Below are 11,269 nucleotides of genomic sequence, written 5' to 3'. Positions count from 1 at the left end.
TCAGTGGACCAGCCGTAACGGCTGGTCCACTGATCCCCAAGGCCGGACTACAGGCGGCGACACGCGCGTGTCATGTGTGTTTCGTTCTGCTGCGTCGATAGGAAGTCACGCAACCCGATTGGAGGGATCGCGTCAACGGCAGAGCTTGTCCAGGTCCTCCGAGAAGGACGGGAACTCGGCCTGTGCCTCGGTGATGATGTCCCGGGCGGGTCGGCGCGCCGTGGTGGCGTGGCGCTCGGCGAGTTCGGTCAGTGCCGGGTTCGGTCGCGCTTCGCGCTGCTCGTACTCGACGACCTCCATCGGGCCGAGGCCGTCGGCCAGCAGCCACAGGAAGTCGGACAGGTTGCCGGCCACGACGCCACGCCCGCCCTCCGAGCCCAGGAACACCACGGGCTGTTCGGCGAGGGGCCGGCCCGGGCTCACACGCCACAGGGCGACGAGGCCGCCGGTGCCGTCCTGTCCGAAGACCCGGTAGGCGTCGCCGTCCAGTTCGTGGTTGCCGGTCCAGTTGCGGATCCAGTCGGTGGTCTCCTCAGCGGACTCGAAGGCGTCGTAGGGCTCGAAGTCCACGCCCTCGCCGTCGTCGTAGTCAAACTCCACCTGGGCGACGGCGGCCAGGGCGGGCGGGAAGCGGCGGTCGTCGCCGGTCGTCTCGATCATGCCCGCAGGCTAGCCGCCGCCACTGACAACGGCCCTGTATTCACCGCAGCTGTGGTGGCCGCCCTGGAAGCCACCTCAGGTGCCGCTGTATGGGCCGCAACCACCCCAAGATTTCCCGGAACTCCCGCACAACTCTCCCGCCACTTCATCAGTCTCCTGTTCGGCAACCTCTCTGACAGCCGGAGAATCCGGTCCCGGGCCCGTGTCTGCCGAGGACGCCGGCCCTCCCGCCCCCGCCACGGAGTCCCTCACCTTGCGCAAGCGCACGTTCCCCCTGACCGTCCTGACCACCGCCCTCCTGACAGCCGCTCCGGCCCTCCCCACGCCCACCGCCACCGCCGCCCCTGCCAAGCACGCCGACGACTTCAACGGCGACGGCCGGCGCGACCTCGCCGTGGGTGACCGTGGTGCCACGATCGACGGCAAGAAGCGGGCGGGCGCCGTCATCGTCATCTGGGGCACGGCCAAGGGACTCGACCCGGCCCGACGCACGGTCGTCTCACAGAACAGCCCCGGCATTCCAGGCGCCGCGGAGGCGTCGGACCACTTCGGTACCACCATCACCACGGCGGATCTGAACTCGGACGGTTACGCGGACGTCCTGGCGACGGCTCCCGGCGAGAACGACGGCCGGTACAACGGCACGTTCACCGTCCTGTGGGGCTCGAAGTCAGGTCTGACCACGGGAAGTTCTTACCACAACCCGCAGTACCGCGATCGCGGCTTCGCGTACGACCTGGCCGTCGGCGACTTCGACAAGGACGGCAAGCAGGACGTCGTCGCGGTCGACGGACGGAACATCTGGTATCTGCGGGGCCCGTTCACCGAGTCCGGCAAGCGCGGCAAGGCTACCAACCTCGACCCGACCCACGGAGACCACATCGAGTCGTACACCGTGGTGTCCGGGATGGTCACCAAGGACGGCACGACCGACTTTGCCGTGCTTGGCTGGGACTGGGACGCCCACGGCATCGGCAAGGAGGGCAACGGCGTCTGGTTCTACAAGGGCGGCCCTGGTGCCCCGAAGCGAACCAAGAGGATGCCCCTGCCCGACGGTGCCAACCTCCTGACGGAGGCGAGCGCCGCCATCGCCGACTTCGACCGGAACGGCTACGGCGACCTCGCGCTCGGCAGCCGCCGCTCGGGCAAGGGCGGCACGGTGTACGTCTTCCCCGGCACGTCCACCGGCCCCGGCCGCTCGCCTCGACGGATCACCCAGGCGACGCCCGGAGTGCCCGGCTCTCCGGAATCCTCCGACACCTTCGGCAGCGACGTGTCGGCCGGCGACACCGACGGCGACGGGTACCCCGATCTCGCGATCGGCGCCCCGGGCGAGGCGATCGGCGACAGCCTTTTCCGCATGGGTGGTGTCACGGTCGTGCGCGGCGGCAAGGCGGGCCTCACCGGCAAAAGGGCCCGCCTATACGACTACGCCACGGCCGGTGTCGAGGGCGAGCCCGACGAACGCAACGACGCCGGGCTCGGGCAGTCGCTCCTCCTGCGGGACTTCACCCGGGACGGCCGGGCCGAACTCGTCGCCGCCGCCCACTCGGCGGGCCGTCTGCATATTCTCCCCGGCACCTCCTCGGGCCCCACAGGCAAGGGTTCCCTCCTCCTCGACGCCAAGAACCTGAACCTCACCTCCCTCGCCAAGTTCTGGGCCGAACTGCCCAACTAACCACCCGCCACCCTCACCTCGAAATCCGCAGCACGACGCGCTACGTACCGCCCGAGGTCGCGCCCAGTGAGCGATCCGGCGACAGGAATGCCGGAGGCGGCTGCCAGGACAAACGTCAGGACGCACACCACGGGGCGGTCTGCCACAACACGCCCGCACGGCACTCGGCCATCTCCCGGCTCTCGGCGCCGAATGGGCGGCGTGTTCTGTGAAGTCCACCAACCTGTTACAGGGTGCCGCGCACCAGGCGCCCCAGGACTCGAAGGTCCTGGGGCGCCTTGGGCATCGTGGGTTACGGGTACGGGCGTGTTGGGAGCTGAGGAACATCGGAACGAAAACCGGCGTTGAAAGGGCGTTTCTGTTGGTGAGTCGGCAGGAGCCGATGAGGGCTGCGGCGATGCCGACGAAGGTCCGGAAGTGTTCGGCCTTGCGCTCGTGGCGGTGCAGGCGTCTGCAGCCGGCGAGCCAGAGCACTCGGCCCGACAGCCGGATCAGCGACCGTACGCCATCATGGTCTGTCGGCGGCATACTGGCCATGCCGGTGTGCGCACCTTGGTCTGGCTCAGTCGCCGAACGATGCAGGATGTGCCTGGAAGAGGTCCTGGTCGACCAGGGCTTCAAAGACGCCGTGATCATTCACGGCGCGGTGAAGGACATCACCGTCGAGGTGGTCCGACGCAAGCCAGCGACGAGGGCAGAGGCTTCGTGCCGCAACCGAAGCGGTGGGTGGTCGAGCAGGTCAACGGCACCCTCATGCTGCACCGGCGCCTCGCCCGTGACTACGACCACCGGCCCGACAATGCGGCCTCCCGTGTCTACTGGGCCTCCACCGCCGGCGTGCTCCGCCGCCTCACCACCCCTACATCCGCTTGGCGGGACGACGTGGAGCCGGCCGCGTGAACGTCAGCGAACGCCTGCGGCTGCTCCAGACCGAACACGATGAGACCGCCCTGCGAACCGACAGCCTGCGCGAGCAGATCGCGGCTCACCACCGCCCTCGCCGAGGCCCCGCCTGGCCGAGCTCACCGCGACCCGTAAGGTCATCGACGGCTTCACCCCTCCCGATCACGCAACAGCCCCCGCGGAGACCACCACCGCCACCGTCTACCAGCGCATCGTGACCGCGTTCAACGAGCAACCCGGGAAGGTGTTCCGCGTCCGCGATCTGCGCGCACACCTCGGCCTGCCCACCGACGAGCCCTCGATCAACGTCACCCGTTCCCGCCTGGGACGACTCGTCTGCCAGGGACTCCTCGAACAACCCGGACGGGGCCGATACCAGAAACGGACTTAAAGCCCTCTCAGTGGGCTGCGCGGACTGGTGCGATGTCGATGTGTTGGGCTGGAGGCGTCAGCCGCGGTCGGGTGTGATTTCCAGCAGGTGGTCGATGTGGCGTTGGAGGGTGGCCAGCGCCGTGGCCGGGGATTGGTGGCCTGCCAGGACGTGGACCGTGAGGCCGTCGGCCAGGGCGAGGAGCGTGTGTGCTTCGCGATCGGGGTCGAGGTGCTGGAGGATTTCCTGGGTGTCCTGGCCGTAGCGGATGAGCCATGCGATGAGGCCGTGGAGCTTGGCATAGGTGTCATGCAGGACGGTGGCCAGTTTCTCGTTGGCAGGGGCATGCGTGATGAAGGCCAGCCAGACGTGAGCCTGTGTCTTCGATTCCTCATCCAGCAGGGCGAGTTGGGCCAAGGTGTGGGACAGCAGGGTCGACGCGGCCTGGGGGGTGGACGTGGCGGCGATGCGCTGGTTGGCGCGCTGGCTGACGTGGTGGGAGATGTGCTCCAGCGCGAAGAGCAGCATGTCCTGCTTGGTGCGGAAGCACCGCTGGACAGCGCCCATGGACACGTTGGCCTGGGCCGCGACGTCGCGGAGACTGACGGCTTCCATGCCCGAGCGCGCGATCAGGGTGCAGACCGCCTCGGCGATCCGTCGGCGTCGGTCCTCGTAGTCGACCTGCCTGGGCACGGTTTACTCCTTCCCACGTTCTGATGCACTTGCATCGTATCCGGTTCCGCTGCACGATGTGATGCGACCGCATCGGAATGATGCGTTAGACACCGGGAGGGAAGGCTCGTCATGGCGAAGCAGCTCAAGAGGACGGACGGCAGCTCAGGTCAGGGGCTGCTGTGGCTGTTCGGTGCCATCTTGGTGATCCAGGGCTTCGGCTCCGCCATCACGGAGGCGGGGTGGGATACAAGCTTTGGCGTCGCCGGTCTCCTGCGGGCAGCCCATATGCCTGAGTGGGCGACTCTCCTGGTCGGCTTCGCGGGTTTGGCCCTGCTGGGAATGGCGGCGCGCCGTCATTACGCGAGGAGGTGGGCGGACCGTCGCCTGTGAGAAGCCGTTAGGCCGATCGGCGAGCTGGGATGCTCCGGGTGTGTTCTCCGGTCCAAGGCTTCATGGGCGAGGGTCGCTGTCGTGACCAGGCAGACCGGGGCGCCGACCTAGGCGAGGTCGATGCAGACCCCCTGCCGCGACACGGCTACAGTCACGCGCAGAGGGCCGGAACCAATGCCGGTGGCTCCGCCCTCTGCGCACAGCGGGCGGCTCAGTCGATGTCCTCGCGCGGCGTGAGGAGCGCGAACTGCGTCTCGCGGGCCCTCCTTACTCAGTTGCCCCTCGAGGGCGAGGACCTGGCGCGGGGTGCGGACTGTCCCCGTGGGCGGGGCGTCGGATCGCCTGCGCAGATCAACGGGCTGCGTGTAGTGAACTCGGAGTCTGCGGACGGGGGTTCGCGGGCTTGGCACCTCCGCAGCCCGCGCGTTTTGCGAGCCTTGAGCGGCCATACCTCTTCGCGGGACGCCGCGGAGAATCTGACACGATCGTGAGACAGAAGGCTCTGGCCACGCCATGAGACACCCTGAGAGCGCCCTGACAAAAAGCAGGCCACAGCCTCTTCACATGACGCCGAGCCTGAGAACCTACACACAACGTCAGGCCTTCGCGTGGCGTTCGCTGAGCGTGGGTGGGGTGTCGACCGCCCGGCTGCCGGCCTCGTCCTGGTTGGCGGACTGGGTGTGTCGACACACGTGCCGGAGCGTCATCAAGGGTAGGCCGCCGACGGGTAGGAGGCAGGTGGGGAGTTCTCCCCACCTGCCTCCCTGTATCGTCATCCTCGGTGTGACCTGTGCAAATGCCAGTTGAGCGGGCGGCCAGGGAAGCGCAGATCAGGCGAGTCCGAAGGCTGCGATACAGGCCTCTGGGCTCCCTTCTCCTGCTTGCCTCCCTGGCAGCCTCGTCAGGGAGAGGCGACGCTGGGCGCGTGCCCCGCAGGCTCCCGAGGGCGACCCACCGGTCAGCTGGCCTTCTGTTCGCGGAGTTCGTGCACGGAGGCCGTCAGGGTGCCGTCTTGCTGTTCGTAGTGGGAGAGGGCGACGCCGAGACCGAAGAAGGTGGGCGCCCATTCGCCCACGAAGATTCCCCACCGGTCGGCGCGGGCGAGTCCGCCGACGGGTTCGGCCTTGAGAGACAGCATCCAGGTGGCGACGGAGAGGCCGATGGAGGCGAGGGCTGCGGTGTAGGCGTGTTCGCTGCGGATGCCCATGTCGTGGAGTCTCTTGATGACCATGCTGGCACTCCATTCACGCTGGGGGATTCTCTCTGACGAAATACCCTAAACCGGTCACGCTAACCAGTGTTGCGCATGCACTCCCCAGAGGCCACGGCGGGCCATCCTCTGCACAAAACAGCAGCTCACGGCCTCCACACCGCATCCCCAGTGCGGCTCGGCCCCGAAGCGATCGGCCCGGCCACCACTCTGCTGCGCGCCGCCTCCTCGGTCGTCTGACGGGTTGATCCGCCGACGCGGTCGAGCGTCGGGCGGCGTTGACGGGTGGTGCCCCGTCCACCGGCGGGGCCGCACGCGTCAACGCTGACCGTCAGCCGTCGTTGCCCATGGCCTTGCGTACCGCGTCCTTGGTGCGGTCCATGAGCGCGGCGACCGATCCGAGCGCCATGCTCGCCGCTCCAGACTCGGTGCCCGGGTGGGGGCGGGTGGGTGCCGTGGCTTCGGCGGCCTAGACCGCCTTGGCCATGGCGGCCAGGTTGCCGGCGTCGGTGCTGCGGCGGATGTCGGTGAACTCGTAGCGTTCCTCGGCCCGCGCGTGCTCCTGGACGTCCTTGCGGAGCTTCGTCAGCATGGGCATGAACTTCGGGTCGTCGGTGTCCATGTCATCCAGCGCGGCCAGCGTCTCCTGGGCCGCTCGTTCCTCGGCGAGCCGGTCCTCGACGACCTCCGCGCCGCCGGGCAAGGCTCGCCGGGCGAGGGGGTGGACGACCTCCTCCTCGGCGGTCTCGTGCACGGCCAGCAGCCGCACCAGACGGCGGAAGGCGTCGCGGCGTTCCTCGCTGCTGCTCGCCTCGACCTCGTCGAAGAGGTTGCGGGATGTCGCCGTGCTGCCGCATCAGCAGCGCCACCATTTCGCGCGAGCTGCCGATTTTTGTGCGATATATCCGGGTTTAGGTCTCTTTAGCGGGTACCCGGAACTGAATCCCGGGGACGCGTGGATCGTGGACCCCTGTTCGAAGGAGGCGGGTAATGACCGAACGGACCCAGAGCACTCTGGAGTCGCACCCGGACATCCAGGAGATGCGCGAGCGCCACGCCCGCGCCGAGCGGGCGGCATCGACCCAGCAGGGGCAGGCCGTAGAAGCGATGGCCTTGATCACCGGCCTGTACCTGGCCGCATCGCCCTGGATCGCGGGCTTCAACGATTTCAACACCCTGGCCATCAACAACCTGATCACCGGTATCGCGTACGCGTTCCTGCTGAGCGGGTTCGGCCACGCCTACGAGCGCACGCACGCCCGGGCATGGGCGGCCGCGCTGCTCGGCGCCTGGACCGTCTTCGCCCCCTGGGTGGTGGCGGGAGAGGTGGACACCACACGCACCATCGTCAACAACATCATCGTCGGCGTCATCGCACTGCTGCTCGCACTGGCGGCGAGCGCGGCGGCCAGCAAGACCGACAGGAGCGAGCGCGGCCGCACCGATCGGACAACCCGCTGACACCCGGGCGTGTGCCCCTCCACCCCTCTCTAGGGAGAGCGCGCCGATCGTCGTACATCCGCCCTGCCGCACCGGCGGCCGGAGAGACACGGTGCGTATAGAGGGCCGGGACGAGATCCTCGGCACCGCCTACAGCGGTCACGATCTGGTGGCGTTCCTCGAGGGCGTGGGTGTCCAGGACCCCGACAGCATCCTGGACGACGACCGGTGGATCGAGTGGCGCGGCTGCCGCGCGCACCGGTGGAGTGCTGCCTGCTGTTCTGCACTGCCTGGGCGTCTGGGTGCGGGGTGTGGCCCGGTCGTGAGCGCAGGCGTGGGACAGCGGCGGTTATCCAGCGCTGCCGAGAGCGCGAGTCGTCGGGGGAGAGGTCGGGCCGGGCGCGGAACCGGCGGGTCGGGTGCCGCCAGCGCCCGGCACAGTCCCGGGCGACGTCGGCGCCGACTTCCGAGACCAGCTCGGGTCGCAACAGGGCCACGTTCAAGGTCTCGTCCGTGCCCCGCCCGGCGGAGAACGTCCAGCCCGTCCAGGGGCGGCAACGTGTCCGGCCGGGGCCAGCAGCCCGGCGAGAACGTGGGCGGTCGCTTGCGGCAGCGGGGTGGTGCGGCCGGTGGACTGCAGCTGCCGGGCCGTGCCGCGTCGCAACACCTCAGCAGCAGGGTCCGAGGTGCCGTGCCGGTGATCGCGCTGACGATCGCCTCCTGCGTCTCACGCACCCCCTGGGGGAGCGTCGATTCGAGAGCTGCGATAACCCAGAGCCCAGCCGGTGACCTCGTCGGCGACGGTGTGAAGCTTGAGGTTGGCGTTTTGCGACACCTGGCGCAGCAGGTCCCACCCGTCGGCAGCGGGCACCCGGTGCACCGCGATGAGCACACCGACCGCCTGACCGATCGCCGCCTGTGAGTCGACCGCCTGGCGTAGCAGGGCGTTCTCCTCTTCCAGCCGCGCGGTCTTCGCACCGGGCCCCTGATCATCAGGGGTGGACGGTTCGTGTGGCGCATGCATGGTGATCCTCGGAATCCGGAGACGGGGGCGTTCGCACGCCGGCCCCGCCCGAACTGCACCGTGACCTCTACACCTGCATCCTTGCAGCCGATGCCGACGGTGTCCCTTCGCCGCCGCGGCGGCGAAGGGACCGAAGGGGCTGCTGTCCCAACCCATGCCCGGGTGGCCGCCCACGCCTCTCTCACGCGCGCCCGCTGCAGTTGACGAACCATGCACGCGCCGCCGTCTCCGACGCTCCCCGGCGCTGAAAGGGCACGACTCGTCTACGCGGCCGGGGTGAGTTCGGCGCGGCCGAACAGCAGCGCGTAGCCGGTGGGGAGCTGGTGGAGGATGCGGGTGACGAGGTCGGGGCCTGCGTGGGCGGCGACGGCGGAGAAGACGGAGCCGGTGTCCCAGCGGGTGGTGGCCAGGGAGGCGCCGGAGCGGGCGGCGAGGTCCTTGACGAAGGCCCATCCGGTCCGCGGCTGTGTGTCGGGGATCTGCGCGGTCAGGACACGTGCGGCCTCCAGGGGCAGGCGGGCGGCCAGATCGACGCGTTCGTCGCCGGTGAGCTGGCGTCCCAGGCCCGAGAGGACCAGGCGGACGGCTTCGTCGGCTCGCTCACGGGTGGGGTAGGCGCCTTCGTAGCGGACCTTCTCCAACATCTGCACGTACGCCGTTGAGTGCGAGTGCGAGTGCGAGTGCTGGTGCTCAAGCGGTTCGCGCACGTCGGTGATCACTGCGGTGCATGCCTTTCATGGGAGCCAGGGTGCCGGTGTGCGGCACCGAGGTATGGGTCAGGTGGGCTGGGGGCGGCCGAAGAGGAGGTCGTAGCCGACGGGGAGCTGCAACAGGATCTGCCCCAGCAGGTCCTCGCCGGCCGTGTCGGCGACCGTGGACAGCACGGCGCTGACGTCCCAGGTGGCGGTCTGCTCGGTGGCGCCCTCGATCCAGGCAGCGGTCGCCCGGACGAAACGGTTCGGTGGCAGCGGCTCGGCGCTCTGCAGGGGGCTGAGCAGAATCAGGGCGAAGTCCTCCGGCAGCCGTGCCGCGAGCTCGGCGCGGACTGCGCCGACCAGGTGCGCGCCGAGCAGGGCGAGCACCACACGGGCCGCGCGCTGGGCCTCCTCCGCAGTGCCGTACTCGCCGCGTTCCTTCACGTGGTCGAGGAACGCTTCGCGTCGCAGGGTCATGCCGACCGCCATCCCTCCTTGTTTCTCGGACTGCCCACAGGGTGCGGAGGGCGGGGTGAGGGGACCGGGTGCCCGTCCCTCCGCACTTGTCCGGCCGACGTCAGCCAGAGATCTCCTTGTGGCCTGATCCGACGCCGATAGAGATCTTGCGGGGCTTGGCGCGCTCGGCGATCGGGATGCGCAGGGTGAGCACGCCCGCGTCGTAGTCAGCCTTGATGTGCTCGGTGTCGAGGGTGTCGGCAAGCACGATCTGGCGGGAGAACACGCCCAGCGGCCGCTCGCACAGTTCCATCTGCAGGTCGTCGGCCTTCGCCACCGGCCGCCGCTCGGCCTTGACGGTGAGCATGTTCCGCTCGACGTCGATGTCGATCGCGTCCGCGGTGATGCCGGGCAGGTCGAAGGCCACCACGTACTCGTCGCCCTCGCGGTAGGCGTCCATCGGCATGGCCGACGGCTTCGACCAGGTACCAGGGCCCATCAGCTGCTGTGTCAGCCGGTCCAGCTCCCGGAAAGGGTCAGTGCGCATCAACATCGTGAAAACACCTCCAGCAGTTTCAGGCAGTTGCTGCCAATGCGCCTCACTGACACCGTTGTAACATGTCATCGAATGGATGACAATTCTGGTGTCATCAGGAAGATGACAATCATAGGGAGGTGCCCGTGACCCCTGCCGACCAGCCGTCCCCCGCCAGCGCCGACACCCACAGCCCGGCGTCGTTCCTCGCCGCCGCGGCGGCCCTTCACGCCATCGACGACGCCCTGCGCGCCACCCGGTACGAGGCCCCGAACGTTCCCGAGACCGGGCCGGGCCCGGAGCAGGCACTGGCCTCCCTGATGCTGCTGCGGCAGCTCCGCGAGCAGCTCGCCGGATGGGAGACCGGCCTGATCGAAAGAGCCCGCGACGCGGGAGCCAGCTGGGCCGACCTCGCCCACCCCCTGGGTGTCGCCAGCCGCCAGGCTGCCGAGCGCCGCTACCTGCGCGGCCGTCCCGGCCCGGCCGGCACCACCGGCGAGCAGCGCGTGACGGCCACCCGCCAGGCCCGGGCCGCCGAACGGAGCACCGCCACCTGGGCCCGCCGCAACGCGGCCGACCTGCGCCGCCTCGCCGGCCAGATCACCGCCCTCACCGACCTTCCCCCCTCCGCCCGTCGCCCTGTCGGCGAGCTCCACGCGGCCCTCGCCCACGACGACCCCGCCGACCTCATCGCCCCCCTGACCGCCACCCGACCCCACCTGGCCGCCGCCCACCCCGACCTCGCCGCCCGGCTCGACACCCTCACCACCCCGTAGTACGAGTCCACGATCCAGCGGCCCGCCGGCGACGCCGGGCCTGTCGCTCTTCCGGATCGGGTGTGACGACGGCTTGCCCGCTCACCCGTCAGCAGCTCTCACGCCCATTTCCTTGCGGCAGGTCTATAGCAGCACTTTCTCTGCCATCGGGACCGTCGAACACTGGACCGTCGGTGAAGATTGCTGACGCTGCGGCCCGAGGCTGGTTCCTGCTGGAGGTGCCAGGGTTCCCATTCCGGCACAGGTACCGGCCCCGGGCCTGACCGGGCGCGTACCCCCGGAGAAGACCGGCGATACAACCAGTTGTGTGTACAGGACGTGAGAGACGCCCGGACATGGTGGTGGGGGCGCACCGGTGACCGGTGCGCCCCCACACCCGTCTTGCGTCTTTCCGACGGGGATTAACAGCGATAACAGCGGCCGCGCCTCCCGCTCGGTCCGGTGGTGCGGGCGAGGA

12 protein-coding genes and 2 pseudogenes are annotated in these 11,269 nt (G+C 69.2%); 6 read left to right on the top strand and 8 right to left on the bottom strand.

Annotation, left to right across the window (positions count from 1 at the left end):
* Positions 1-132: 132 nt before the first annotated feature.
* A complete protein-coding gene (locus ACFU5F_RS40915) occupies positions 133-660 on the bottom strand; it encodes an SMI1/KNR4 family protein (RefSeq protein ID WP_383898585.1) in 528 nt (175 codons plus the stop codon).
* Positions 661-913: 253 nt separating this feature from the next.
* Between ACFU5F_RS40915 and ACFU5F_RS40910 the strand changes: the two genes are divergently transcribed.
* The 3 genes and pseudogenes from ACFU5F_RS40910 (at position 914) to ACFU5F_RS40900 (ending at position 3,632) form a co-directional block, all read left to right on the top strand.
* Positions 914-2,338 (top strand): FG-GAP and VCBS repeat-containing protein, encoded by a 1,425-nt coding sequence (locus ACFU5F_RS40910; RefSeq protein ID WP_383898584.1) that lies wholly within the window; start codon positions 914-916, stop codon positions 2,336-2,338.
* A 568-nt stretch (positions 2,339-2,906) separates the two neighbouring features.
* Positions 2,907-3,238: pseudogene (locus ACFU5F_RS40905) on the top strand (IS5/IS1182 family transposase); the annotation flags it as partial.
* Positions 3,239-3,455: 217 nt separating this feature from the next.
* Entirely contained in the window at positions 3,456-3,632 is a 177-nt protein-coding gene (locus tag ACFU5F_RS40900) for a type IV toxin-antitoxin system AbiEi family antitoxin domain-containing protein (RefSeq protein ID WP_383898582.1), read from the top strand.
* Between the two features lie 57 nt (positions 3,633-3,689).
* Here ACFU5F_RS40900 and ACFU5F_RS40895 read toward each other — a convergent pair whose 3' ends face one another.
* Positions 3,690-4,304, bottom strand: coding sequence for a TetR/AcrR family transcriptional regulator (locus tag ACFU5F_RS40895; protein ID WP_383898581.1), 615 nt, complete (start codon positions 4,302-4,304; stop codon positions 3,690-3,692).
* A gap of 111 nt (positions 4,305-4,415) precedes the next feature.
* Here ACFU5F_RS40895 and ACFU5F_RS40890 point away from each other — a divergent pair, with 111 nt between their 5' ends.
* Complete coding sequence (locus ACFU5F_RS40890) at positions 4,416-4,676, top strand: hypothetical protein (protein WP_383898579.1); 261 nt, start codon at positions 4,416-4,418, stop codon at positions 4,674-4,676.
* Between the two features lie 958 nt (positions 4,677-5,634).
* On the opposite strand, the gene ACFU5F_RS40885 is transcribed toward ACFU5F_RS40890, so the two are convergent.
* Together ACFU5F_RS40885 and ACFU5F_RS40880 are read right to left on the bottom strand one after the other, a co-directional pair.
* A complete protein-coding gene (locus ACFU5F_RS40885) occupies positions 5,635-5,907 on the bottom strand; it encodes a hypothetical protein (protein WP_383898577.1) in 273 nt (90 codons plus the stop codon).
* 310 nt (positions 5,908-6,217) lie between these two features.
* Positions 6,218-6,758 (bottom strand): annotated as a pseudogene (locus ACFU5F_RS40880) (hemerythrin domain-containing protein).
* A gap of 118 nt (positions 6,759-6,876) precedes the next feature.
* Between ACFU5F_RS40880 and ACFU5F_RS40875 the strand changes: the two are divergent.
* Complete coding sequence (locus ACFU5F_RS40875; protein WP_383898576.1) at positions 6,877-7,347, top strand: SPW repeat protein; 471 nt, start codon at positions 6,877-6,879, stop codon at positions 7,345-7,347.
* Positions 7,348-8,053: 706 nt separating this feature from the next.
* Here the strand turns inward: ACFU5F_RS40875 and ACFU5F_RS40870 are convergent.
* The 4 genes from ACFU5F_RS40870 to ACFU5F_RS40855 form a co-directional block, all read right to left on the bottom strand.
* On the bottom strand, positions 8,054-8,350 hold the full coding sequence (locus ACFU5F_RS40870; protein WP_383898575.1) for an ANTAR domain-containing protein: 297 nt from the start codon (positions 8,348-8,350) through the stop codon (positions 8,054-8,056).
* A 263-nt stretch (positions 8,351-8,613) separates the two neighbouring features.
* Complete coding sequence (locus ACFU5F_RS40865; RefSeq protein ID WP_383898573.1) at positions 8,614-9,069, bottom strand: DUF2267 domain-containing protein; 456 nt, start codon at positions 9,067-9,069, stop codon at positions 8,614-8,616.
* Between the two features lie 57 nt (positions 9,070-9,126).
* Positions 9,127-9,522 (bottom strand): DUF2267 domain-containing protein, encoded by a 396-nt coding sequence (locus tag ACFU5F_RS40860; RefSeq protein WP_383898571.1) that lies wholly within the window; start codon positions 9,520-9,522, stop codon positions 9,127-9,129.
* A gap of 100 nt (positions 9,523-9,622) precedes the next feature.
* On the bottom strand, positions 9,623-10,054 hold the full coding sequence (locus ACFU5F_RS40855) for an Hsp20/alpha crystallin family protein (protein WP_383898569.1): 432 nt from the start codon (positions 10,052-10,054) through the stop codon (positions 9,623-9,625).
* Positions 10,055-10,182: 128 nt separating this feature from the next.
* Between ACFU5F_RS40855 and ACFU5F_RS40850 the strand changes: the two genes are divergently transcribed.
* A complete protein-coding gene (locus tag ACFU5F_RS40850) occupies positions 10,183-10,812 on the top strand; it encodes a type III effector protein (protein ID WP_383898567.1) in 630 nt (209 codons plus the stop codon).
* Positions 10,813-11,269 lie beyond the last annotated feature (457 nt).

This window comes from Streptomyces sp. NPDC057438, assembly GCF_042802995.1.
Classification (GTDB): domain Bacteria; phylum Actinomycetota; class Actinomycetes; order Streptomycetales; family Streptomycetaceae; genus Streptomyces.
The sequence above is the reverse complement of the archived record's forward strand: the minus strand, read 5'-3'. Positions and strand labels throughout refer to the sequence as shown.

Bases quoted from the DNA above. Each gene is read 5' to 3' on its own strand.
- ACFU5F_RS40915 (WP_383898585.1), bottom strand. From the start codon at position 660: ATGATCGAGACGACCGGCGACGACCGCCGCTTCCCGCCCGCCCTGGCC.
- ACFU5F_RS40890 (WP_383898579.1), top strand. From the start codon at position 4,416: ATGGCGAAGCAGCTCAAGAGGACGGACGGCAGCTCAGGTCAGGGGCTG.
- ACFU5F_RS40885 (WP_383898577.1), bottom strand. From the start codon at position 5,907: ATGGTCATCAAGAGACTCCACGACATGGGCATCCGCAGCGAACACGCC.
- ACFU5F_RS40875 (WP_383898576.1), top strand. From the start codon at position 6,877: ATGACCGAACGGACCCAGAGCACTCTGGAGTCGCACCCGGACATCCAG.
- ACFU5F_RS40870 (WP_383898575.1), bottom strand. From the start codon at position 8,350: ATGCATGCGCCACACGAACCGTCCACCCCTGATGATCAGGGGCCCGGT.
- ACFU5F_RS40860 (WP_383898571.1), bottom strand. From the start codon at position 9,522: ATGACCCTGCGACGCGAAGCGTTCCTCGACCACGTGAAGGAACGCGGC.
- ACFU5F_RS40855 (WP_383898569.1), bottom strand. From the start codon at position 10,054: ATGTTGATGCGCACTGACCCTTTCCGGGAGCTGGACCGGCTGACACAG.